The sequence below is a fragment of the Desulfocicer vacuolatum DSM 3385 genome (genome assembly GCF_900176365.1).
Classification (GTDB): domain Bacteria; phylum Desulfobacterota; class Desulfobacteria; order Desulfobacterales; family Desulfobacteraceae; genus Desulfocicer; species Desulfocicer vacuolatum.
This window is the reverse complement of the sequence record NZ_FWXY01000006.1, coordinates 163,764-188,148: the sequence shown is the minus strand read 5'-3', so window position 1 is coordinate 188,148 and position 24,385 is coordinate 163,764. Positions and strand designations below refer to the sequence as shown.

At 47.7% G+C, this 24,385-nt stretch carries 18 protein-coding genes and 1 pseudogene; 17 read left to right on the top strand and 2 right to left on the bottom strand.

Annotated features, from left to right (window positions below):
- Positions 1–19: 19 nt before the first annotated feature.
- Positions 20–844 carry a formate dehydrogenase accessory sulfurtransferase FdhD gene (locus B9A32_RS07570; RefSeq protein WP_139795751.1) on the bottom strand — a complete coding sequence of 275 codons (825 nt, stop codon included), beginning with the start codon at positions 842–844 and terminating at the stop codon, positions 20–22.
- Between the two features lie 384 nt (positions 845–1,228).
- Here B9A32_RS07570 and B9A32_RS07560 point away from each other — a divergent pair, with 384 nt between their 5' ends.
- The 10 genes and pseudogenes from B9A32_RS07560 to B9A32_RS07510 all read left to right on the top strand — a co-directional run bounded on the left by B9A32_RS07560 (position 1,229) and on the right by B9A32_RS07510 (position 14,929).
- Positions 1,229–1,747: a hydrogenase maturation protease gene (locus tag B9A32_RS07560; RefSeq protein WP_084068123.1), complete on the top strand. Its 519-nt coding sequence runs from the start codon at positions 1,229–1,231 to the stop codon at positions 1,745–1,747.
- Positions 1,734–1,868 (top strand): annotated as a pseudogene (locus tag B9A32_RS22470) (helix-turn-helix domain-containing protein); the annotation flags it as partial. The gene B9A32_RS07560 and the pseudogene B9A32_RS22470, both read left to right, overlap by 14 nt.
- A gap of 162 nt (positions 1,869–2,030) precedes the next feature.
- Entirely contained in the window at positions 2,031–5,045 is a 3,015-nt protein-coding gene (locus tag B9A32_RS07550; RefSeq protein WP_170923755.1) for a 4Fe-4S binding protein, read from the top strand.
- 334 nt (positions 5,046–5,379) lie between these two features.
- A complete protein-coding gene (locus tag B9A32_RS21060) occupies positions 5,380–5,814 on the top strand; it encodes a hydrogenase iron-sulfur subunit (protein ID WP_170923750.1) in 435 nt (144 codons plus the stop codon).
- 33 nt (positions 5,815–5,847) lie between these two features.
- Complete coding sequence (locus tag B9A32_RS07535; RefSeq protein WP_084068119.1) at positions 5,848–6,966, top strand: Coenzyme F420 hydrogenase/dehydrogenase, beta subunit C-terminal domain; 1,119 nt, start codon at positions 5,848–5,850, stop codon at positions 6,964–6,966.
- Positions 6,967–6,981: 15 nt separating this feature from the next.
- Positions 6,982–7,923 (top strand): NADH-quinone oxidoreductase subunit B family protein, encoded by a 942-nt coding sequence (locus B9A32_RS07530; RefSeq protein ID WP_084068117.1) that lies wholly within the window; start codon positions 6,982–6,984, stop codon positions 7,921–7,923.
- A 3-nt stretch (positions 7,924–7,926) separates the two neighbouring features.
- Positions 7,927–9,276 carry a Ni/Fe hydrogenase subunit alpha gene (locus B9A32_RS07525; protein ID WP_212637854.1) on the top strand — a complete coding sequence of 450 codons (1,350 nt, stop codon included), beginning with the start codon at positions 7,927–7,929 and terminating at the stop codon, positions 9,274–9,276.
- A gap of 444 nt (positions 9,277–9,720) precedes the next feature.
- Positions 9,721–11,973: a cache domain-containing protein gene (locus B9A32_RS07520; RefSeq protein WP_232367077.1), complete on the top strand. Its 2,253-nt coding sequence runs from the start codon at positions 9,721–9,723 to the stop codon at positions 11,971–11,973.
- Between the two features lie 77 nt (positions 11,974–12,050).
- Positions 12,051–12,719: a response regulator transcription factor gene (locus B9A32_RS07515; protein WP_084068109.1), complete on the top strand. Its 669-nt coding sequence runs from the start codon at positions 12,051–12,053 to the stop codon at positions 12,717–12,719.
- 599 nt (positions 12,720–13,318) lie between these two features.
- Positions 13,319–14,929 (top strand): acyl--CoA ligase family protein, encoded by a 1,611-nt coding sequence (locus B9A32_RS07510; RefSeq protein WP_084068106.1) that lies wholly within the window; start codon positions 13,319–13,321, stop codon positions 14,927–14,929.
- A gap of 258 nt (positions 14,930–15,187) precedes the next feature.
- Here B9A32_RS07510 and B9A32_RS07505 read toward each other — a convergent pair whose 3' ends face one another.
- A complete protein-coding gene (locus B9A32_RS07505; protein ID WP_084068103.1) occupies positions 15,188–15,883 on the bottom strand; it encodes a glycerophosphodiester phosphodiesterase in 696 nt (231 codons plus the stop codon).
- Positions 15,884–16,539: 656 nt separating this feature from the next.
- On the opposite strand from B9A32_RS07505, the gene B9A32_RS07495 reads away from it, so the two are divergent.
- The 7 genes from B9A32_RS07495 to B9A32_RS07465 all read left to right on the top strand — a co-directional run bounded on the left by B9A32_RS07495 (position 16,540) and on the right by B9A32_RS07465 (position 24,299).
- A complete protein-coding gene (locus tag B9A32_RS07495; protein WP_084068098.1) occupies positions 16,540–17,223 on the top strand; it encodes a GntR family transcriptional regulator in 684 nt (227 codons plus the stop codon).
- A gap of 66 nt (positions 17,224–17,289) precedes the next feature.
- The gene (locus B9A32_RS07490) at positions 17,290–18,339 is read left to right on the top strand and encodes a TRAP transporter substrate-binding protein (RefSeq protein WP_084068095.1); all 1,050 of its coding nucleotides are present in this window, start codon (positions 17,290–17,292) and stop codon (positions 18,337–18,339) included.
- Positions 18,340–18,541: 202 nt separating this feature from the next.
- A complete protein-coding gene (locus tag B9A32_RS07485; protein ID WP_084068092.1) occupies positions 18,542–19,144 on the top strand; it encodes a TRAP transporter small permease subunit in 603 nt (200 codons plus the stop codon).
- Complete coding sequence (locus B9A32_RS07480; RefSeq protein WP_084068090.1) at positions 19,141–20,415, top strand: TRAP transporter large permease; 1,275 nt, start codon at positions 19,141–19,143, stop codon at positions 20,413–20,415. Before B9A32_RS07485 ends, B9A32_RS07480 begins: the two co-directional genes overlap by 4 nt.
- A 227-nt stretch (positions 20,416–20,642) precedes the next feature.
- A complete protein-coding gene (locus tag B9A32_RS22305; RefSeq protein ID WP_269749005.1) occupies positions 20,643–20,774 on the top strand; it encodes a hypothetical protein in 132 nt (43 codons plus the stop codon).
- 177 nt (positions 20,775–20,951) lie between these two features.
- Entirely contained in the window at positions 20,952–22,370 is a 1,419-nt protein-coding gene (locus tag B9A32_RS07470) for a trimethylamine methyltransferase family protein (protein ID WP_084068084.1), read from the top strand.
- A 393-nt stretch (positions 22,371–22,763) separates the two neighbouring features.
- Positions 22,764–24,299: a BCCT family transporter gene (locus tag B9A32_RS07465; RefSeq protein WP_212637853.1), complete on the top strand. Its 1,536-nt coding sequence runs from the start codon at positions 22,764–22,766 to the stop codon at positions 24,297–24,299.
- Positions 24,300–24,385 lie beyond the last annotated feature (86 nt).

Genomic DNA, 24,385 nt, shown 5'->3' with positions numbered 1-24,385 from the left:
TTCAAGAAAACGGGTAAAATCATTTTTTTGGCGGCAACTGATCCAACACCACATTTTCACGGCCATGGTAAACCAGAAAACGCGATTGCTTGGCCCGGCCGATGATGGTCATTTTTAAATCCCGGGCCAATTCCAGGGCCATGTTGGTAATCCCGGATTTGGAAATCAATACGGCAATGTCCATCTGGGCCGCCTTTATTACGATTTCCGAGGTAACGCGTCCTGTGGTGTAAAGCATTTTACCGGCACCGGTAATATTTTCAATCCACATTCTGCCGGAAATGGCATCCGTTGCATTGTGCCGCCCCACCTCTTCAATAAAAATCAACACCCTGTCTTTCTCACAAAGGGCACAGGCATGCACAGACCCGGCCCGGCGATACACCTCATTTTTTCTGGCCAATCCTTTTAAAAGGCTGTACACATGGCTTTGCAACACTGTAACCCCGGACAGATCCACCTCGTATAATTTATCAAGGCTACAGCTGAAAAGGGTTCCCTGACCACATCCACTGGTGACAATGCGAGTGGACAATTTACTTTCAATCTCCACAGGGGTGTTATGCCCATGGGTTGTGATCTCTGCGGTTTCATGGGTCCAATCCACATTTACCTCTGCGATATCGCCAATATTTTCCAGAAGTTTCTGATTTCTCAAGTACCCCAGGGCCAACTCTTCTGGATTTGTGCCAATGGTCATCAAAGTGACTATCTCCCGACCATCCACCTTTATGGTCAAGGGATATTCACTGGCCACCCCAACCTCTTTTATCTCACCGGCATGATCCATCACCTCCATGGTACGGGCGGGATTGATACCGGCATTACTCATTTTCATATTCATACAAAAACCCCTTCGATATTTAAGGCTATTTGTGCCAAAGGATATAGCGGTCAACTTATATTTTTATCCATCTTCTGCGTTGGAACGTCCATGCATGGCAAGACCCACTTTTTTTCAAACAAGAATTCTGCGTATCCCGGTTATTATCCCGCCGTTCCCCCAACGCGCTTTCTTACAAAAAGCCACCTCCCAGATTCTCTTTCCAGATCAGATGACAGATATCAACACTAATAATAAACACAATCTTCCCACCTGTGAACAGCATATTTTTCCATTTTATACTTGACAAATAAAGACGTCATCGATAATGAATACTTTATATTTTGCACATTTTGCACATTCCGCATACGCATATTACGCACAAACATAAAAAAGGCTCCCTTTATGTACCAGACATTGTTCCAAAAAAATATTTTGGTGTTTGGCTGTGGAAACCCATTGTTCGGCGATGATGGCTTTGGCCCCGCCGTCATCGCCCACCTGGAAAAACACCACACCATCCCGGAAAACTGCGAAATCATGGATGCCGGAACCTCCATCAGGGATATATTATTTGATATGCTTCTTTTACCGGATCATCCTGAAAAAATCATCATCGTGGATGCGGTGAATTTTGAGGGGCACAAAGCCGGAGAAATTTTTGAAATTGATGTCAACGATATTCCCCGGAACAAGACATCAGATTTTTCCCTGCATCAATTCCCCACCACCAACATGCTAAGGGAACTAAATGAAGGGACCGACATTGATGTCCGGGTGTTTGTGGTACAGACACAACCCCTGCCGAATGAAGTGGCACCGGGATTGAGCATTGCAGTAGAGCAGGCCATATCTAACATGTGCGACAAAATTTTAACAACCATTGCGGGCAAACAGAGAGGAAAAAAACATGTTCGTGTTTAAGGTGGGTAAACTGGCACAGATGCTGAATGTCCACAGAAATACCATCACCAACTGGATCAAAACAGAAAAACTCAAGGCAACCCCTGCGGCAGCCAAACAATACACCATCCCAACCCGGGAATTCATGTCATTTTGCCGGGAGGAAAATATCCCTGACAATGTATGTCAATCCATCCTGAAACATGCCCCGGGTACGGGCCATGTACCCGTTATTGAAGAGGCAAAGGGAAAACTTAAAATACCCAAAAACAGATTCAAACCAGAAAAAAAACTGGGTTCTGTTATGGTTGTGGGGGGCGGTATTGCCGGTATCCAGGCAACTCTCGATCTTGCCGATGCGGGATATTATGTCTACATGATTGAAAAAACAGCGGGCATTGGCGGTGCCATGGCCCAGCTGGACAAAACCTTTCCCACCAATGACTGCTCCATGTGAATCATTGCACCTAAACTGGTTGAGTGCGGTCGGCACTTAAACGTTGAGCTGTTAACCCTGTCCCAGGTGGATCATGTGGAAGGGGATGTGGGCAATTTTTCCGTTAAAATCAAACAAAAACCCCGTTACATTGACATGGACAAATGCATCGCCTGCGGTGTGTGTGCGGAAAAATGCCCAAAAAAAGTGGATGATGAATTCAACATGGGCATCAGCAAAAGAAAAGCTGCCTATATTAAATACGGCCAGTCCGTTCCCCTGAAATATGCCATTGATCCAGATCAGTGCATATATCTTACCCGGGGAAAATGCCGGGCCTGCGAAAAATTCTGTCCCACCGGGGCCATTAACTTTGACGACAAAGAAAGAACCCACACCATTCATGTGGGGGTCGTGATCCTTGCTCCGGGATTTAAGCCTTTTGATCCCTCCATTTACGATGTGTACGGCTACGCCAGGCTAAAAGACGTGGTCACCAGCCTGGACTACGAACGTCTGTTGTCGGCAAGTGGCCCCAACATGGGTCACCTCATTCGTCCGTCTGATAACCGGGAGCCCAAAAAAATTGCCTGGATTCAATGCATTGGCTCCCGAAGCCACAATCGCTGCGACAATACCTTCTGCTCCAGTGTCTGCTGCATGTATGCCATTAAACAGGCCCTGGTCACTGCCGAGCATCTCTCGGGCAATGATATTTCCCAGACCATATTTTTCATGGATCTAAGAAGCCATGGCAAAGATTTTGAACGATACTACAACACTGCCATGGAAAAAGGGATAAGATTCATCCGGGCCCGGCCCCACACCATTGATCCCGGCAAAGACGGCAACGGCGTCTCCATGAGGTACATCACCGAACTGGGTGAAACCGTTGATGAAGCCTTTGACATGGCTGTACTTTCCATTGGCCTTGAAGCGTCACAGGACAGCATTTTCCTTGCCAAAACATTTAATATTGACCTGGATGCCCACCACTTTGCCGCCACCACAAGCTTTACCCCGGTGGAGAGCAATCGTGCCGGGGTCCTTGTCACCGGTGCATTCCAGGCCCCCAAAGCCATACCGCGATCCGTGGCCCAGGCATCGGCGGCGGCGGCATCGGCAGCCACATTGCTGTCCGATGCCCGGGGCACCCTCACCAAAACAAAAACCTATCCCCAGGCAACAGACATCAGTGAACAGGCTCCGGCCATTGGGGTGTTTGTGTGTGCCTGCGGCATTAACATCTCCAATGTGGTGGATGTAAATGCTGTGGCAAACTACGCAAAAACCCTGCCCCATGTGGTGTATGTGGAAAATAATCTCTTTACCTGCTCTGCCGATACCCAGGAACTCATTGCAGAAAAAATCAAAAAGAACAATTTAAACCGCGTTGTCATTGCCGCATGCACCCCCAGAACCCATGAGCCCCTGTTCCAGGAAACCTTAAAGGAGGCAAGCCTGAACGGTTTCATGGTGGAGATGGCCAATATTCGAAACCAGAACGCCTGGGTTCACCAGTCAGATCCGGAAAAAGCCACCCAAAAAGCCATGGATCAGGTGCGCATGGCCGTTGCCAAGATCACCTTTAGCAGCCCCCTTTCCCAGGGAAAGCTCAAGGTCAATCAAAGGGTTTTGATCATCGGCGGCGGGGTGTCGGGCATGACCTCGGCCCTGTCCATGGCAGACCAGGGATTTGACACCCTGATTCTGGAAAAAACAGATACCCTGGGGGGTAATGCCAGGGCCCTTGAGTGTGCATTTAAGGGAGAACCGGTGCAGCCCATGGTGGAACAGCTCATTGATCAAATTGAGTCCCATGAAAATATCACAGTGTATAAACAAAGCACCTTGGAATCTGTTTCCGGGTCTGTGGGTAATTTCAACGGTTCCATCAGTGTGAACAATGCCTCCATGGACATTGATTTTGGCGGTGCCATCCTCACCACCGGGGCCGGGGAAGCCATCCCCCAAAGCTATGGTTACGGTGAGCATTCCCACATCATGACCCATCTTGAGTTTGACCGGGAAGTGATGAAAAATCAAAAAACAGAGCCCAATGACAATGTTGTCTTTATCCAGTGCGTGGGGTCCCGGGAGCCGGAACGCCCCTATTGCAGCAGAATTTGCTGTGTTCACTCTGTTAAAACCGCCATTGCCCTCAAAACCCGAACCCCTGACATCCAGGTGTTTATCCTCTACCGGGACATGAGAACCTACGGAGTATGGGAACAATACTATCAGCAGGCAAGGGAGCTTGGGGTTATTTTCATTCGCTATGATCTGGATTCAAAGCCAAAAGTGACCCTGAAGCAAAAAGAGATCCAGGTGAACATCACCGATCCCATCATCGGAATCCCCCTGGAAATCCAGGCAGATTACCTGGTGCTGGCCTCCGGGGTGGTGGCACATGACAGTGACAAGCTCACATCGCTTTTTAAATGCAGCGTGGATAGTGACGGATTTTTAAATGAGGCCCATCCCAAGCTGCGCCCGGTGGACATGTCTGTCAACGGGCTTTTTCTGGCAGGTATGTGCAACTACCCCAAACCCCTGGATGAATCCATTGAACAGGCAAAGGCGGCGGCCTCCCGGGCCGGGGTGCTGCTCTCCCGGGAATACATGGAGCTTGATGCCATTAAATCCTTTGTCACGGACAAGTGTGACGGGTGTGCCCTGTGCCTGGATGTCTGCCCCTATGATGCCATATTCCTGAAAGAGATCACCACGGAAACCGGGGAAGTCACAAAGCGCGTGGTCACCGATTCTGCCCTTTGCAAGGGGTGTGGTATCTGTTTTGCCACCTGTCCCAAAGAGGGCATCATGGTGCACGGATTTACCATGGATGAACTCAAAGCCCAGGTATCTGCTGCCATGGCATAAGAAAAACAGTGCCCCCAGCACCACAGTTGAAATGATATAACGGGCATTTCCTGTGGAACACAACAAATATAGGGTCGTAGACGCGGAGCCAAATGGTATTATACCGCCGCCCCCCCGACGGGTAATGGGCCCGGACCGGAACTGTAGACAGCTCAATTGTCCGGTTCCTATTACCCGTCGGAGGGGCGGCTCTGCCTTAGCTTGCCTTGGAGGCGGCCCTTTCATATAACATACATGGCTGTAACCACCGGCCACAACGAACAATGAAAAAGCAGTTGCTGTGAACACCCAGTACCCAGTACCTACTTTTTCATAAAAAAATAAGGAAAGAACAATGAGTAGACATTTTGAACCGGTGATTATCGGTTTTTTGTGTAATTGGTGTGCCTATGCCGGAGGCGATCTGGCAGGGGTATCCCGGCTGCAATATCCTCCTAATATGCGTCCGGTGCGGGTGATGTGTTCCGGCATGGTCCACCCCAATCTGGTGACAGATGCCTTTCACAAAGGAGCAGATGGCGTCATTGTCATGGGCTGACACCTGGGCGAATGTCATTACCTGGATGGTAATACCAAAGCAGCGGCCAGAGCCCATGTGATCAGAACTGTTCTGGAAGACAGCGGCATTGATCCCCAACGTTTTGCCCTGGAGTGGGTCTCCTCGGCAGAAGCCCCTCGGTTTGCAAAACTTGTCACACAGTTCACCCAGACCATTGAACAGCTGGGCCCCCAGATCCTGCCGTTGACAACATTGCCAAAGAACAGATAAATTAACGATGATCCCAGAACCCAAGGAGACAACATGAAAACCTTTTTCAACCTTGTCCAGGATGTACAAAAAAAAGGGCTGTGTCATCGTTGCGGCGGCTGTGCAACATTCTGCACCGCCATTAACTATGGCGCATTGAAAATTGACAGCAACGGAAAGCCCATATATGCCGATATGGAAAAATGCATTGAATGCGGTCTCTGCTACTCCATATGCCCGGAAATAAATGATCTTGAAGAAGATACCCGCCGAATAGCCGCATGGAGTGAACCCATGGGCCGGGTCATTGAAACCACTGTGGTACGTGCGGCCGTGGCCCCGGTGAGGGAAAACGCCACAGATGGAGGGGCCGTCACCGCCCTTTTGCTTCATCTTTTTGATCGCAACCGCATTGACGGTGCCATTGTCACCCGGCCTGTGGGAAAATTCCAAAGAGAACCCCACCTTGCCACCACCCGGGAAGAGATCCTCAACTCTGCCGGTCTTTTTTTTGACACCTCCCATGGCATGCAGCAATTCAGCGACCAGTATATGACCTATGCAAGCATCCAGGAATTTGACCCCATGGTGAGGAAAAAACTCAACCGGGTGGCATTGGTGGGAACCCCCTGCCAGATTAAATCCATCAGAAAAATGCAGGCCATGAACCTGGTGCCCTCGGATGCCATCCAGTTCTGCTTTGGTCTGTTCTGCTCGGGTAATTTCACCTTTGGGGAAAAAGAGCGGCAACAACTGGCAGAGGCCGGGGGGTTTTCCTGGGAGGATGCCGTTAAAATAAACCTGAAAGACCGCTTACTGGTCACCCTGAAATCCGGTGAAGAAAAAACCATTTCCATGGAACAGATGTCCTCCATAAAACGATACGCCTGCACCTATTGCCAGGACTATTCTGCGGAATTTGCAGACATCTCCTTTGGGGGCCTTGGTGCCCAAAAAGGATGGACCACGGTGATCAGTCGCACCCCCCTTGGCCGGGCCGTTCTGGCCGATGCCAGGGATCGTAACGCCCTGGAGCAGTACAGCATCAAAGATGACAATGAGTTTGCCACCAAGGCCCTGCAGGCCGTGAGACGCGCCTCGGCCCAGAAAAAGAAAAAAGCCAGACATGCAAGATACGACATGCAAAAGCGACCGGTCCGGGTGAACATATAATGCAGGAGATATAAAATGACTGTAAAAGTTGCAAGTGAATGGCTCAACTCATGTTCAGGGTGTGAAATTTCCATCATTGACATGGGAGAGCGACTGCTGGATGTGCTGAAAGTGGCGGACATTGTCCACCTTCCCGCCCTCATGGACAATAAATATTTCGGCCAGCTGGGGGACGGCACCCATCTGGATATCCCCAAGGCGGATGTGGGTATTATCAGCGGCAGTATCCGCAATGAAGAACACCTGGAAGTGGCCAAAAAAATGAGGGAACAATGCAACATCATCATCGCCCTTGGCACCTGCGCCACCCATGGCGGTATTCCTGCCCTTTCCAACTCCTACACCAATGAAGACTTAATGGACCGGTATTACCACACGGAAACCACGGACGATGATGGAAAAGGGTATCCTGACAAAGAGATCCCGGCCCTGTTGGATGCCTGCCACGCCGTGGATGAAAAAATCAAGGTGGATATTTATCTTCCCGGCTGCCCCCCCCATCCGGATCACATTTTCAAGGCCCTGGTGGCTCTGGTGCAGGGGGATGAAATAAAGCTTCCCGAAAAATCAGTGTGCGACACCTGCCCCACCATCCGGGGAGGCAAGGGTAAAATCACCAAAATAAAACGGTTCCTGGAAGCACCGGAGTATGGCAGCGCCGACGAACCCCTGGATAAGATGCAATGCCTTTTGGAACAGGGCTACCTTTGCATGGGGCCTGTCACCCGGGGGGGATGCGGCGGAGACGGGGTCCTGCCCCGGTGCATTTCAGCCCGGGTACCCTGCCGGGGATGTTATGGCCCGGTGCGACACAACGGCAACCAGCGCCTTGACATGCTCAATGCCCTGGCATCCAACGGCATTAACATTGGCTCATTGCCTGAAAGTGTATCATTACTGAGATTTTCCGGAGGACACGGCATGCTCCGCCCGGGATTTAAAAAAAAGGAGAGTTGATCCATGGGTAAAGTGATCAATATACAACCTGTCACCCGCATTGAAGGACATGCATCCATCAGCATTGAACTGGATGACCAGGGCGATGTGGCCGATGCCAGGGTAAATATAATGTCCCTGAGGGGATTTGAAAAATTTGTGGAGGGAAAACCGGCAGAAGAGCTTCCCCGCATTGTGAACCGCATCTGCGGCATCTGTCCCTGGATGCATCACCTGGCCTCCAACAAGGCTGTGGACGGCTGTTTCGGGGTTACCCCCACCCCCACGGGCCACAAACTGCGGGAACTGATGCAGACCATTTCCCATGCCGAAGACAAGCTGCTGCACTTCTTTTTTCTGGCAGCTGCAGATTTTGTCATCGGACCGGACAGTGACTATGCCGTTCGCAATGTCATCGGCATTGTAAAGGCCAACCCGGAGCTGGCAGGCCAGGTGGTGAAAATGCGGCAGATGGCAAAAATGATTCTGGATAAATTTTCCAGAAAAACCATCCATCCTGTGGCCGGGGTACCCGGTGGATTTGCCAAGCCCCTTCTGGAGGAAGAGAGAAAAGATATACTTGGCAAAATGCGCCAGATCCTTGATTTTGCATTGTTCACCATGGATTTTGCCAAAAAGGATATTTTCCCCAAATACATTGATACCATCACCTCCCTTGGGGTGATCAACACGGGATTCATCGGTACTGTGGACGATGAAGGGGCCTTGAATCTTTACCACGGTAAGCTCAGGCTCATGAAGCCGGACACCTCCCATGTGGAATTTGCACCGGAGGATTATGCCGATTACATTGCCGAAAAGGTGGTGGATCACTCCTATGGGAAATTTCCCTATGCCAAGGTGTGGGATGAGGGTTTTTCCATGGATCTGGACAATCCCAAAGGGATGTACCGGGCCAACACCCTGGCCCGCATCAATGTGGCAGACAGCATTGCCACCCCCCGGGCCCAGGCAGAGCTGGAAGAATTTCGGGATCAGTTTGGCAGACCGGCCCAGGCCACCCTGCTCTATCACTATGCAAGACTCATTGAAGAGATCTATGCCTGTGAGCGGGCCATTGAGATCCTGGAACACCCGGACATCACAGATCCCAATGTAAGGGCCAAAACAGAGCCCAAAGCCGGACGGGGTGTGGGCTGTGTGGAGGCCCCCCGGGGCACGTTGATCCATGATTATTCCACCGATGACAACGGTCTCATCACCCGGGCCAACATGATTGTGGGAACCACCCACAACCTTGGCCCCATCAACATGAGCGTTAACCAGGCAGCCAGACTTCTCATCAAAAAAGGCGAATATGATGAAGGCTCACTGAACAAAATAGAGATGGCGGTGCGCGCCTATGACCCCTGAATCAGCTGCGCCACCCATTGCCTGGACGGCAAGCCGGTTATCAGCGTTGACATTAAAGACAGTAAAGGCAACCTTCTTTACCAGAACCAGTAATTAATTTTTCCGCTCGAGGGCTCTTTCAGGAGTTCCCCGGGCACGGCACAACACCATTTTCAGTCTCTCAGGACATGATCGTTTTATATGAAACACTCCGCAAATCTGTGGAAATATTTCAAGCTTTGTTGTGGGCAGAGCCGGACCAGAATACGCTCTGCCCGTGGCAGTTCTATAAAAAAATCATGTTAGATCTGATATTTTTTAAATCTTTGTTGTGCAGTCCCGAATCAAAACAAAATCTGATCGTGGCAATTTTGATGAAACTCTGTCCCACAATATGGAACCATGAGAGTTTCAATTTCCGTTTTGGCTGGTTTTCACAGCCATGTATGTTACAAGAAACTGTGTGTGGGCATTCATATCCACCATGGGAAAGGGGGCATCATCACCGATCAATGGTTTCAACGCCTGAAAAAAATATTCATATCCCTTAAAATCCGTTATAAATTTCTAATCAGTTTTTCCACAATCTTCTTTTTGTTCATGCTCCTGTGCTGCCTTGTGGTGTATTTTTTTCTTAAAAAGAATATTGAAGAAAACATTGAAAGTGAACTAAACAACACCACCCAGATGATTCACAGCATGGTGAAAACCTCTGCAACGGTTTCCATAAAAAATTATTTGCGGGCCGTGGCGGAAAAAAATAAGGAAATCATTGCCAATATATACCGCCAGACCCTTGAAAACACCCTGAGCACATCCCAGGCAAAGAAAAAGGCAGCCAAGATACTTCTAAGTCAGACCATTGGTACCTCGGGATATATCTATTGTGTTGACAGCACGGGCACGGTACTCACCCACCCCAGAACGGCCCTGCTTGGTGCCAATGTGGCCCACCATGCATTTGTGACCCGGCAGATGACATCCCCCCGGGGGTATCTTGAATATGACTGGAAAAATCCCGGAGAAACGAACTCCCGACCAAAGGCCCTTTACATGGTTTACTTTGAGCCCTGGGACTGGATTATCTCCGTCACCGCCTACCGAACGGAATTTAACAAGTTGATCAATGTGGATGATTTCCAGAAAAGTATTCTGTCCCTTAAATTCGGGGAAACCGGGTACTCTTTTGTTATTGATAATCTTGGCAATGCCATTATTCATCCCAAGCTCCAGGACATTAACATCCTTAACACCAAAGAGCTTTCCAATGAATGCTTTGAGTATATGAAGGAAAAGAAAAAGGGTAAATTAATTTACTATTGGAAAAATCTCGATGAATCCGTTGCCAGGCAAAAGCTGGTGATATTCAACTATATTCCTGAATATCAATGGTTTGTGGCGTCCTCCTGCTATTTAAAAGAATTTTACCGTCCCCTTGAAACCCTGCGCAACTGCATTTTTGGCATCTTTTTCGCCTTTCTCATGCTCATGCTTCCCATCATTTTTAAAATCTGCGCATCCATTACCACGCCCCTTTATGAACTTATGGAACGGTTTGAAAGTGTCCGTGGAGGAGATTTCAGTGTACGCATGGTCACCGAATCCACCGATGAAATCGGACAACTGACCAGTTATTTCAACCGCTCCATGGAACAGCTGGAAACCTACCATGACAATCTCCAGAATCAAATAAAGGAGCGACGCATGGCCCAGGAAGCCCAGAAAGAGAGTCAGCAAAGATATTTCCTGCTCATGGAAGCAGCCCCGGACCCCATTATCACCTATAACAAAGAGGGGGATGTCCTTTACATTAATCCTGTTTTTACAAAGGTTTTTGGATGGCCCCTGGAGGAGTGCATCGGATTGAGAATGGACCATTTTGTTCCAGAGGACAATTGGAGTGAAACCCAGATGATGATCAATGAAATCATTGCAGGCCGGGCCATTAATAATATTGAAACCCGACGGTATGCAAAGGACGGTCAAACAGTTTATGTCAGCATCAGCGGGGCCCCCACCCGGGATCGCAACGGAGATCTTTCCGGCAGCATCATCATACACCGGGACATCACCAAGTCCAAACAACTGGAAAAACAACTGCTCCATGCCGGTGACCGGGAGCGTCAAAAAATAGGACAAGATCTTCACGATGACCTTTGTCCCCATCTCATCGGGGTGGCAGGGTTGGCCACGGTGGTGAAAAATGACCTGGCCCAACAATCCCACGGCTCTGCGGCCCTTGCCGAAAAGATCGTAATGCTCATGGAAGATGCCATCTCCAAAACCCAGACCATGGCAAGGGGGCTGTGCCCAGTCCACCTGGTGGCCCATGGGCTTCAGAATGCACTGGAACAGATCGTAAATACCTTTAAATATACACCGGGGATAAAAATTGGCTTTAAAACCAGTGAAACCGTGATATGTGAAGATAACAACGTGGCAACCCACCTTTACCACATTGCAAGGGAGGCGGTGAACAATGCGGTGAAACACTCCGGCGGCAACTGCATTGAAATTTCATTGTTCAAAAAAAACGGATTTGTGCATTTATGGATTGAAGACAACGGCAAGTGGATAAAAACCACCGGCCCCACAAAGGGAATAGGGTTGCAGATCATGGCATACAGGGCAAAAATAATTGATGGGGGATTTGAAATTAAAACAACCCCCGGCGGGTCTAAAATCAAAGTATGTATAAAATATAAATATTCGGTTTGATAATGTAAATGTTTGGCAGTGCCCCATATTTACTATAAGGTATCCATTATCCAAGAATAACAGGAGGATCTTGTTCCATGAATTCCCGCTTAAAAGAGGGCGTTACCATCATGATTGTGGATGATCATCCCATCTTCTGCCTTGGCATGGCAGAGCTGATCAACAAGGAGCCGGACCTGGAGGTGTGTGCCAGTGAAGATACCGCAGCCGGTGCATGGGGTGCCATCCAAAAAAAACAGCCGGATCTGGTGATTCTTGATATTTCATTAAGGGAGAGCAACGGCATTGATCTGCTGGAAACCATTGCCAGGGAATATCCGAACCTGCCGGTGCTGATGCTTTCCATGTATGATGAATCTTTGTATGCAGAAAGAGCCCTGATTGCCGGTGCCCGGGGATATATCATGAAACAAAGGGCCATTGAACAGGTTGTCAGTGCCATCCGTCAGGTGTTGTCCGGGGATATCTATGCCAGCCCCCAGATTAAAAATAAAGTATTTAACCGTCTGGTATCTGCCAGAAAGCCCGACACCAAGTTGTCCCTGGATATATTAACCAACAGGGAACTTGAAGTTTTCCGGCTCATAGGAGACGGTCTCGAATCCCGGGAAATCGCCCAGCGTCTCAACTTAAGCATCAAAACCGTTGGCAGCCATCGTGAAAATATTAAAGAAAAATTTCATCTCAAGCACTACACAGAGCTTGTGAAATTTGCCGTCCACTGGTCCGGTAAAATTAAAAAATAGGGGCCGTAACCGAGGCTACTCATACCCCAATGCCCAGCCCACAACCCATCCCCCACTCCCCTGCATCCAAAAGTAGGTTAAGCACCTATGACCCGTCAGATCTCCACCAGTTAAAATACCGGACAATAACCGATTGAAACCATTGCATCCTGTTGTTAGATATAAAAACGTTCAAAAAAAATTGAATTTATTAGCTGAGGTCCAGTGAGCTTGTTTGACCTGTCCATGGCAATGGAAATCCAGAAAATTTAGCCAACGCCCCATCACAGAAATCGTACATCACAGTATTTTCGTTATAACGGACATGTCCTGCCGGACACAACGAATATTGAAAATGCCATCATGCCGCCCCCCCGAGGAGCAATGTGCCCGGAACCGTATACGGCCCAATTGGCCGGTTCCTATTGCCCCTCGGTGGGGCTCTGCTGAGATTGGCCAAAAGTTTTATTTTCTAATAAAAAACAGACAGGCCTGAAGTTTTGAGTCATTGCACCTCAACCACAACAAGGATCGCGATTCCAACAGGTGGCATTCCGGTTCAGATACCTGGATAACCGGTGCTGCAAAATTGAAATCGCCCCAGAAAAAGGGACAAAAACATGCCTGAACAAAACGTAAATCTTGATCTGCTCAGCCCCGTCAAATTTCTCAACAGAAGTGCTGAAGTTTTTCCAGACAAGTTAGCTGTCATATACGGAGAACAGCGCTATACTTATCTGGAATTTCAGAAAAGGGTGTTTCGTCTGGCCAGTGCCTTGAAAAAGAACAACATCGGCAAAGGGGATAAGGTAGCTTTTATCTGTCCCAACACCCCCCCCATGCTGGAAGCCCATTTTGCCGTCCCCATGATTGGGGCGGCACTGGTGAGCGTTAATATCAGACTTTCTGCCCCTGAAGTATCATATATAGTTGATCATTCCGATGCAAAGGCCATTTTCGTTGACAATGAATTCGGAGAAATGGTGGCCTCCATTCAATCGTCACTGCCCAAGGTGAAAACCTATGTCAATATCTGCGATGTGGATGACAATATCCCTCTGGACGGGCCGGATTACGAAACATTTCTTACCACAGGCTCAGATGCCCCCCTGGACATTGACATCACCGATGAAAGGGATGTCATTACCATCAACTACACCAGCGGTACCACGGGAAAACCCAAGGGAGTCATGTACCACCATCGCGGCGCGTACATGAATGCCCTGGGTGAACTTCTGGAATTTAAAATCAGACCGGAATCCCTCTATTTGTGGACCCTTCCCATGTTTCACTGCAATGGCTGGTGTTTTACCTGGGGCATCACTGCCATGGGTGCCACCCACGTCTGTCTGCGCAAGGTAATTCCCCAGGAAATTTATGAAATCATCCAATCAGAAGGGGTCACCCATTTATGCGCGGCCCCCACCATTCTTATTGGCATGTCTGTGTATGCCAAGGAGAATAATTTAACCCTGGAAGATGGTTTGGAAATCATGACAGCAGGAGCCCCCCCGGCCCCGGCCATCATCCAGAACATGGAAGGCATCGGCGCCACCATCATGCAGACCTACGGCCTCACAGAAGTGTTTGGCCCCCACAGTGTCTGCCAATGGCAAACCAAATGGGATGAACTTCCCTCCATGGAAAAAGCCCAGCTAAAGGCCCGTCAAGGGGTGCCCATGATCGTTGCCAAATACATGGATGTGGTGGATTCAGCCACCATGGAACCGGTTCCCCGGGATGGAAAAACCATGGGCGAAATTGTCATGCGGGGCAACAATGTCATGCTTGGATACTATAAAGACCCCGATGCCACAGAAGAAGCCTTCCGGGGGGGCTGGTTCCACAGCGGGGACCTTGCGGTGATGCATCCGGACAATTATATCCAGATCATGGATCGGAAAAAAGATATCATTATCAGCGGTGGCGAAAACATCTCCACCGTTGAAATAGAAAACACCCTTTACAACCACCCTGATGTGCTTGAAGTGGCAGTGATTCCGGTACCTGATCCCAAATGGGGGGAAGTGCCCAAGGCATTTGTGGTCACCCAGGCAGGTGCGAAAACTGAACCTGAAGCCCTCATTGCATTTTGCAAAAAAAACCTTGCCCGTTTCAAGGCCCCCAAATACATTGAATTTGGCGAACTGCCCAAAACAGCCACCGGTAAGATTCAAAAATTCAAACTTCGGGAAAAGGAGTGGGAAGGCCACAATCGTATGGTAAATTAATCAATACTACATTGTTATGATAAGCGCCACGGGCGGCCATTTATTTGAAATACTCCGCAAATCAGGAAATATTTCAAACGTCGTTGTGGGCAGAGCCAGATCAAAAGAAGGCCTGCCCATGGCAGTTATTTTAATCTTGGTCCGCCCGCAACAAAAATTAAATCACACAAACCAGCTTTGCCACAGAATACCAAAAGCGACAAAACAACCAGATATTGCCTTGTTCATGGATTATTGCCCTGCTCCAGTTTCCAAAACTCAAAGAGATTTAACAAACCTTGCCGGAAAATTGGTAAAAACCCCGTCCACCCCCATATCTTTTAAATACCTTCCATCTTCCAGCTCATTCACGGTGAATACTAAAAATTTATACCCCTTTTCATGTGCAGACCGGACAAATTCAGAAGTGGTATTATCAATTTTCAAATTCAATGCCCAAAGATCCAATTTATCCGCCGGGATAACATCTGCATAATCCAACGGTGTGTGGGCCATCAGGGCTGCCAGACGGCACTGTTTATTGAATTTTCTAAAATTGAGCAGCTCATGATGATTAAAGGAACTGATCACAAAATCATCAAAGGTATACTTTCCCTTTTGAACATATCGGTTCAAAAGCTCTGCTGTTTTTTCACCGGTCCCTGCACTTTTTAATTCAATGTGAATGTCAATGCGATTATCCACCAGATCAAGCACCTCCCCAAGGGTGGGAATTTTTTCTTTATCTCCGGCATCAAGGAAACGCAGTTGAGATAAACTCATCCCGGAAACCAATCCATGGCCATTTGTGGTGCGATCCACCCGCATGTCATGTATGACAACCGGCTCGCCTGTTTTGCAAACCTGGACATCCAGTTCCAGGGCATCTGCCCCGGACAATACCGCTTCTTCAAAAGACTTAAGGGTGTTTTCCGGTGATGTTCCGGCAGACCCTCTATGACCGATTATCAGCATATCACATCCTTATTGAAGGGATAAGCACGAAATAACATTCCCATCTTAAAATCTACATGTTCCGTGGTTCAACAGATCTGTATTCTGAAATGGGTACGTTATTTAAGACCCATTCCTAAATCAGGCACCATGGCCTTATCTCTGCCATGAACGCACATCGGCATACAGATCATACCGGTAACTCTGCGCCGGGGGGCTTCCTTTTGAATCTTTAATTTAAGGAGGACTCGTAGGTATTGAGTTTTACATCAAAAACACCGCTACCATTGACACAATTAATAATTTAATAATTTAAATCCGTTTGAAAAACAATGTTTTTATAACTATCAAGACAAAAAAACACTTGACAGGCATATTGTGTGTAATATATCACATTCATAAAGCATTAAAAATTAGAGAGCCTTAATATTGCCTTAAAGGCCCGCTTATCTCCAGATTGGAAGAAAAGGCTGTCTCCAAGTTTATCTAAGGGGAGGGGCGGCGGTATAATACCATTTGGCTCCGCGTCTACGACCCTATATTTGTTGTGTCCGACAGTACATGCCCGTTTATATGAAACACGTCGCAGATCAGGAATGTATTTTAAGCTTTGTTGTGGGTAGAACGGGATAAAAATAATTCTGCCTGCGGCAGTTACAAACCGGCAAGGAAAACCCATGCTGAACGTTACGCCTTTAAATCAACCGGAATCCCTTTCAAAAATGGCTTACAATGCCATCCGACGATCCATTTTGTCCGGTGACATTAAAATCGACGAAATATACTATGAAGTTCATATAGCGAAAAACCTGGGCATTTCACGAACTCCTGTACGGGAAGCCCTTTTAGAGTTATCTTCCCAGGGACTGATATCTCTGCTGCCGCGTAAGGGATTTATTGTTAAAACATTTTCCAGAAAAGATATTGAAGAAATATTTGAAATCCGCAGTGCCATTGAACTTGCAACGGTGGAAAAAATCTCTCAAACATCTTCACTCCTTGAATTTAATACCCTGGACGACATTCTGACATCCCAGTGCCGTGCAGCAGCGGATAAAGCCCACAGTAAGTTTGTGAAACTTGATCGCTCATTCCATGTGGCTCTGGGTAAACTGACAAATAACAGCCGCATTGAAATTATCATGCAGAACATCAGAGATTTCATGCATCTCATGGGCTTACACGCAGTGGAACTCAGGGGACGTATGGATGCAGTGGTCAATGAACACAAAATGCTGCTGCACGCTGTTCGACAGGGTATGATCATGGAATCCAGGGTCTTGATGAACTATCATTTACAACAAAGTAGAAATGCTGTGCTGCAGACCTACGTCACTCCGTCTTCCCACAGCAAAGCATGAAAAAAGCAGTGCCTGCTCCACCAAGGGCATTAAACGGGGTACACATTTTAAAAAAGGAGAAGAAAAATGGGAAAATCGATTAAAACTTTTTTGGCAGGTTTATTGATTTTATTTTTCACCATACCGGCATTTGGCGAACATTTCAGAGTGGTGGGGAGCTGGGGTTTTCTTTCCATTCATAAAAATATTGAAGGCCCTTTCTGGTCCCAGGGCATTAAAGACCAAACCGATGGTAAACTGACTGCGGAAATTGTTTCCACCCTGGGGCAGATCAACGTCAACGGTGTTGGTTTGTTACGACAGATGGACAATGGTATTTTTGATGTGGGCCACACCTTAACCAATTATATTGTTTCCGATTGCCCAGAGCTGGCAGGCCTGGATATGCCGGCATTGTCATGGAATCTGGAAACCGCAAATAAGGTGGTCCAGGCGTATACACCGGTTATGGAGGAGGCTTTTAAACGCTGTTTCAATGTAAAATTACTGGGTATTACACCTTTTCCCGCCCAGATGGTTTTTTCCAAAGTCCCCATAAACGGCCTTGCAGATCTCAAGGGAAAAAAGGTGCGCGGCAGTGGTTGGACAACAGCGGCGTTTCTGGATGCACTGGGGGCAACCGGTGTTACTACAGAATTTTCAGAAGTTGTTCAAGCATTGAATCGCGGCGTTATTGATGCTGCCATTGCCGGGAGTTTGCCTGGTTATAATGCCGGATGGGGTGAGGTCACCGAATTTTTACAACCCATTCCTGTTGGCGGTTGGGCCCTCATGGCAGCCGTCATGAACATGGACACCTGGAATGGACTTGGGGATGAAAAACAGAAAATGTTCATGGAAATGTATGAAAAAAGTGTGATTAAACCGGCCTGGGCCGTGGCCGAAGCAGAAACCACAGAAGGCATTGAACGACTCACCGCCACCGGCGCATTTAAAGGAACAACCGCCCAGATGAAGGCCATTGCCGTTTCTGATGAAGACGTGGCCCTTTCCAAAAAAATATTAGAAGATTATGTCCTGCCCAAATATGCTGAACAGGTGGGCCCAAAAGCAGCTGAACGCTGGAACAACACCATTGGAAAGGTGGTTGGATTAAAGGCAGTGCCTAAAAAATAATGTACAAATGACAAATTGAGTTGTTTGTGCTGCAACAGGGTAATGGGGACTATGCAAGAGCCTCAGTTCATTATTGGCCCCCCATTACCCCACACATGCTTTGCAAAGTCCGAATGTGGCGGTTATCAGAAATAGATTGGTCTGCGCTATTTCTGCCCAGGTTATTTCATTTGCAGTTCTAAGAAGCGTAAAAAGGACATTTATGATGGGAATTGTAAAAAATCTTGAAAAAGTGTCGCATGGCTCTGTCATTGTATGCGGTTTTTTGTTGATGGGTATGTCTTTGTTCATTGCCCTTGAGGTTGTTTTAAGAAAATTTTTTTCCGTTTCAACCAAGGGGGCTGACGAATTATCCGCATATACATTTGCCATCATATGCGCATGGTCACTGTCCTATACGCTCATCAAAAAAGGACACATCCGAATTGATTTTTTATACACAAAACTGTCGTTGGGGCTCCAGCGACTTCTTGATGTGATCTCTTTTCTGGCCCTTGCCGCATTTGTATCCCCCATGACGTATTACACATTCAAAACCCTGAAAACATCAATAATAAGGCTCTCCAGGGCCAACACCCCCCTTCAGACCCCCATGTGGATACCCCAGATATTCTGGTTCTCGGGAATTTTGTTCTTTTTCATCGTGGTTATTGTGTTTACGGTGATACTTCTGAAAATGTCCTGGCAGCGACAATTTAAAGAAATTGCTGATTTTGCAGGTTGCCCGGTTCTGGATGAAGAGATCAAAGAAGAAAGCGGAATTGATATTAAAAAAGCTCAAGATCAGGGAGAGAACAAAAAATGATTTGGATTGTTACGCTTACCGTATTGATTCTGTTTTTACTTGCCAGTATGACGGTGGGAGCGGCAATGGGGAACCTGGGTTTTGTACTGACAAAGACATTTTCAACCCTGCCCTTTCATCGAGCCATGGGAGAGGTTATCTGGAATGTCAGCTCAAATTACAACCTTTTTGCCATTCCACTATATATAATGCTGGGACAGCTCCTGGTGAAATCGGGAATTGCCCAGAGAACATACAGAGCCATGGATAAATGGTTGTCATGGTTACCGGGGGGGCTTTTACACGCCAATATTGCATCCTCGGCTATATTTGCAGCCACATCAGGCTCAAGTGTGGCCACCGCTGCCACCATGGGAACCATCTCATTTCCCGAATGCAGACGATTTGGATACAATGAAGGCTTTTTTGCAGCATCCATTGCCGCCGGGGGAACCTTGGGTATTTTAATTCCCCCTTCAATAAATCTCATTGTATACGGTTTCTTGACCAACACCTCCATTCCAAAATTATTCGTGGCCGGAATTGTTCCCGGTGTCCTTCTTGCCGTTCTTTTCATGGTCATTATCTTTGTGGTCTGTATTCTCAACCCTTCCATAGGCAGCGACAGTACAAAAGCCACCATGGCAGAACGTCTGGAAAGCCTTAAAGACCTGATTCCCATTTTCATGGTTTTTATTGTTGTACTGGGCTCCATTTATACAGGACTTGCAACACCCACAGAATCAGCAGCCCTGGGGGTGCTTGTTTCAACCGCCATCACCGCTTATTACAAAAAATTAAATTGGAAAACATTTGTTGAGGCCACCGAAGGTACCGTAAGAACCACCGGTATGATAATGCTGATCTTATTTGCCGCATACTTTTTAAATTTTATTTTTCTCTCCCTTGGGGTCACCAAACAAATTACAGATTTCATTGACGCCCTTGGTTTTTCGCCATCCAACACACTGTTTGCCATTATCTGCATGTACATCATTCTGGGGGTTTTTATTGAAACCCTCTCCATGATGGCATTAACCATTCCTGTGGTTCACCCCATCATTGTAAGCCTGGGATACGATCCCATCTGGTTTGGTGTGGTGATGATTCTTTTGGTTGAAATGGCATTGATTACGCCCCCTGTGGGGTTAAATTTATATGTCACCCAGGGAGTTCGTGCAGGTGGGAGTATTAGAGATATTATTGTGTGGATTGTTCCCTTTGTGGTGGCAATTGTTTTAATGATTATGCTGTTAATTAAATTCCCGGCACTGGCTCTTATCCTGACTTGATTTTCTATTTTTTTTTATAAAATTGCCTTGACAGAGTGTATGTATGTAATATATCACTAATGAATATAATATATCACCAAGTTTTAGATTGGAGATGGCCAGACAGTACAATTTTTCAAGTTCTTTTCCCCAATGGTATAGGAACTGCTCCGCAGAACAGGGGCCTATTTCAAGCTTGGTTGTGGGCAAAATCGGGTCAGAATAAGGTTTGCCCCATGGCAGTTTATATGGAATACTCCGCAGACCCGGGGAATATTTTTGCCTTTTTTTGTGGATGGAACGAGGCCAGAATACGATTCGCCCGTGGCGGTTTATATACAATGCAGCCTCCAAGGCAACCTAAGCCCCCCGGGCAATAGGAACCGGACAATTGAGCTGTGTCCAGTTCCGGTCTGGACCCATTGTCCGTCGGGGGGCGGCGGTATAATACTATTTTCAATATTCGTTGTGTCCACCGGGGCATATGGGTTTATAAAAAAATGAAAAGACGACAAATGATTTTCCAACAATAAAATATAAGCAACGGAGCAACCGTTATGAAACCTTCCATAAGCTACTTGTCGCAAGAGGAAATCCTTTATATTCATAACCAATCCCTTTTAATGCTCAGGGAAATCGGTATGAAAATGCCCCACAAAGAAACATTGGCGCTCTTAAAAAGTGCCGGTGCAGAAATCGTGGACAATGATATCGTAAAAATACCGGAAAAAATGGTTGAGTCGGCCCTTGCCACCGTTCCTAAGCGAAATGAAGTGGTGCTCTATGCACGTGATCCATCACAGGATGTCACCTTTAACAAGCACGAACCCGGCCTTGCCTGCATGACCATGGCGGTGAACGTCATGGACCCCCTCACACAAGAAAAACGACCCGCCACCAATGAAGATCTTGCCGTTCTCACCCGCATGGCAGACCAGCTTGAAAACGTAACTGTAAACGGCGGACTGGTAACCCCCCAGGAAGTTCCCGGAGCCTATAACGACTGGTATACCTGGGCCACCACCATTAAAAATACCACAAAGCACATCACCGGCGGAATGTTTGGTGCAAAATGTGTTCAGGATGCCGCAAAAATGGCTTCCATTGCCGTGGGGGGAGAAGCTGAATTTCGTAAACGTCCCTTTATATCCGGATGGGTACTGACCCTGCCCCCCTTTGGCATCAGCACGGAAACCCTTGACTCCCTGGTGGAAATGAACAAATGGAATATCCCCTCCATCGTCAGTTCCGGTCCCATACTGGGCACCTCCTCTCCCATCACCATTGCCGGGACCGTTGCCCAGGCCCATGCGGAGATCCTGGCATGCATCGTGATCTCCCAGCTTGTGAATCCCGGCTGTCCCATTATCTATACCAGCTTTGCCCGGGGTATTGACATGAAAACCGGTAACATATCCATGGCATGCCCGGAATTTGGCATTCTTAAGGTGGCCATGTCCCAGATGGGCCGTCATTTTGATCTTCCCGTTCGCATGCCGTCTCTATTGAGGGATGCCAAGGTGATGGATGCCCAGGCAGGTTTTGAAACAGGCATGATCGGAACCATGGGGGGCATGGCTGCGGATCTCCTGGACTCCATGCAGCTGGATATGGACATGGTGGTGGACTTTGCAGATCTTGTTTTCTGTGATGACTGCATGGCGGGCATCAAGCGCGCCACAAGAGAACTTGTGGTGGATACGTCAACCATTGCCATGGATGTCATGAAAAATGTGGGACCCGGCGGTAACTTTCTGGCCCAGCCCCACACCTTTCAAAATTTTAGAAAAGAGCTGTGGCTTCCCGGCCTGCTGGAACGCCGCAACTGGGATCTCTGGGAACAGGACGGTGCCAAAGATATTTATACGGTGGCCCGGGAACGCATGCTGGAGATGATCCAGAAAACACCTGAAAATCGCCTCTCCCCATCTGCGGAAAAAGAGATTGATACCATTGTAGAGCAAGCACAGGTTTGAAATTAACTAATCTAAACCATTAAGAATTAATATTTAAAACGGTAAATATTCGTAAATATTCTGCCTGGGAATGTAAATGTTTGGGCAATGTCACATATTTGCCTGTTTGGGACTGCGTAGCATAACTATTGCCAAAACAGGTAAAGATGGGGTAGTGACCGAATATTTACCCCCAATGCGTCCTTTTAGAATGAATCATTTCAGTAAATCATGATTACTTTTGGTAAATTCTCAAGAAATCCGGGTATTCAGTGTTTTTTTGAATACCCAGCGGCGATCAAAGCTTTAAAAAGCTTTGAACACCCCGGATTATTGAAAACTTACTGCTTTTGATCCCTGACAAAAAAATTGTTATGGTCAAAAAAATATTGAACCCAATATAAGGAGGTAACAGTGGCAAACGAACAAAAAACTACATCAACGGGCATTGACTGGCCCGTGTTTGGATGGAGTGGGGGCATTGTGCTGGCATTTGTCGTGGCAGCCCTTGTAAACATTGATTTTGTATCGGGAATGGTCAATAAATCCTTTGGTTTTTCATGTAAATACTTTGGAGCCTACTGGCAGGTGCTGTTACTGCTGACATTTTTGATCAGCGTTGTACTGGCATGCACCAAATACGGCAGCATCAAACTGGGCAAAATTGACGAACCGGAAATGAGCACATTTCGCTGGATCGCCATCATCATGTGTACCCTGCTTGCCGGCGGCGGCGTATTTTGGTCAGCAGCTGAGCCCATGTATCACTTCACTTCCACGCCCCCGCTTTTCCAGGGCGTTGAATCTGCAACAAAAGCTGCTGTGGCACCGGCCCTGGCCCAAAGTTATCTTCACTGGGGTTTTCTTGCCTGGGCCATCCTTGGCACCTTAAGCGCTGTTGTGCTGATGTACAGCCATTACCACAAAGGGGTGGAGTTAAAACCAAGAGCCCTTCTCTATCCCCTTTTCGGTGAAAAAATCATGAACAACGGACTGGGGGTTGCCGTGGATGCCGCGTCCATCATTGCCGTGGCCGCCGGCACCATCGGTCCCATCGGTTTTCTGGGATTGCAGCTGAGTTTTTCCCTTCAGCAGCTTTTTGGTATTCCCGATGTTTACATGACCCAGCTGTGCATCATCATCGGTCTTGTGATCATCTACACCATTTCCGCTGTCAGCGGCCTTCAAAAAGGTATTCAAATATTAAGTCGGTTCAACGTCATTCTCACCATTATCCTCATCGCCATTATTCTGATTCTGGGACCCGGCGGATTTATCATGGACTCCTTTCTTACGGGGTTTGGTACCTATATCAAAGAATTTCCCCTGTTGACCCTTTACCGTGGGGATACGGGCTGGCTTGGCTGGTGGACGGTTTTTTTCTGGGGATGGTTTCTGGGATACGGTCCCATGATGGCTGTGTTCATCTCCCGAATTTCCCGGGGACGCTCCATTCGTGAAATCGTAATGGCCGTGGGTGTCATTGCGCCCATCGTCACCAATTTCTGGTTTTCCGTACTGGGCGGCTCAGGCATTTTTTATGAGCTTGCCAACCCCGGCTCTGTGTCCAAGGCTTTGAGTGATGCCGGTCTGCCAGCTGCCCTTCTTGCCATTGTCCAGCAGCTGCCATTGTCCTTTATCATGGTACCGGCGTTTCTGGTGCTCATTGTGATATTTCTCACCACCACCGGCGATTCCATGGCCCTGACCATCTCCATTGCCGTCACAGGTGAAGATGATCCCCCAACGGGAATGCGGGTATTCTGGGCCATCATGATGGGTGCTGTGGCCGCCGTACTCCTGGCCATCGGTCAGGGGGGCATCTCTGCCCTGCAGTCTTTTATCGTGGTAACGGCCGTGCCCGTTGGCTTTATTCTTCTGCCAAGCCTGTGGCTGGGTCCCCAGGTGGCAGCAAAACTTTATAAAGAACAGTTTCCAACTGAGAAATAACATATTATCATAACATAAACGAATAAAGGCCATGTCACCCCGGGTGACATGGCTTTTTCATCTAAAACGGACATCTCCTCACAAAC

Bases quoted from the DNA above. Each gene is read 5' to 3' on its own strand.
- B9A32_RS07535 (WP_084068119.1), top strand. From the start codon at position 5,848: ATGAAAACCTTTTTCAACCTTGTCCAGGATGTACAAAAAAAAGGGCTG.
- B9A32_RS07505 (WP_084068103.1), bottom strand. From the start codon at position 15,883: ATGCTGATAATCGGTCATAGAGGGTCTGCCGGAACATCACCGGAAAAC.
- B9A32_RS07490 (WP_084068095.1), top strand. From the start codon at position 17,290: ATGGGAAAATCGATTAAAACTTTTTTGGCAGGTTTATTGATTTTATTT.
- B9A32_RS22305 (WP_269749005.1), top strand. From the start codon at position 20,643: ATGGAATACTCCGCAGACCCGGGGAATATTTTTGCCTTTTTTTGTGGA.
- B9A32_RS07570 (WP_139795751.1), bottom strand. From the start codon at position 844: ATGAATATGAAAATGAGTAATGCCGGTATCAATCCCGCCCGTACCATG.
- B9A32_RS07515 (WP_084068109.1), top strand. From the start codon at position 12,051: ATGAATTCCCGCTTAAAAGAGGGCGTTACCATCATGATTGTGGATGAT.
- B9A32_RS07495 (WP_084068098.1), top strand. From the start codon at position 16,540: ATGCTGAACGTTACGCCTTTAAATCAACCGGAATCCCTTTCAAAAATG.
- B9A32_RS07510 (WP_084068106.1), top strand. From the start codon at position 13,319: ATGCCTGAACAAAACGTAAATCTTGATCTGCTCAGCCCCGTCAAATTT.
- B9A32_RS07530 (WP_084068117.1), top strand. From the start codon at position 6,982: ATGACTGTAAAAGTTGCAAGTGAATGGCTCAACTCATGTTCAGGGTGT.
- B9A32_RS07560 (WP_084068123.1), top strand. From the start codon at position 1,229: ATGTACCAGACATTGTTCCAAAAAAATATTTTGGTGTTTGGCTGTGGA.
- B9A32_RS07485 (WP_084068092.1), top strand. From the start codon at position 18,542: ATGATGGGAATTGTAAAAAATCTTGAAAAAGTGTCGCATGGCTCTGTC.
- B9A32_RS07480 (WP_084068090.1), top strand. From the start codon at position 19,141: ATGATTTGGATTGTTACGCTTACCGTATTGATTCTGTTTTTACTTGCC.
- B9A32_RS07525 (WP_212637854.1), top strand. From the start codon at position 7,927: ATGGGTAAAGTGATCAATATACAACCTGTCACCCGCATTGAAGGACAT.
- B9A32_RS07470 (WP_084068084.1), top strand. From the start codon at position 20,952: ATGAAACCTTCCATAAGCTACTTGTCGCAAGAGGAAATCCTTTATATT.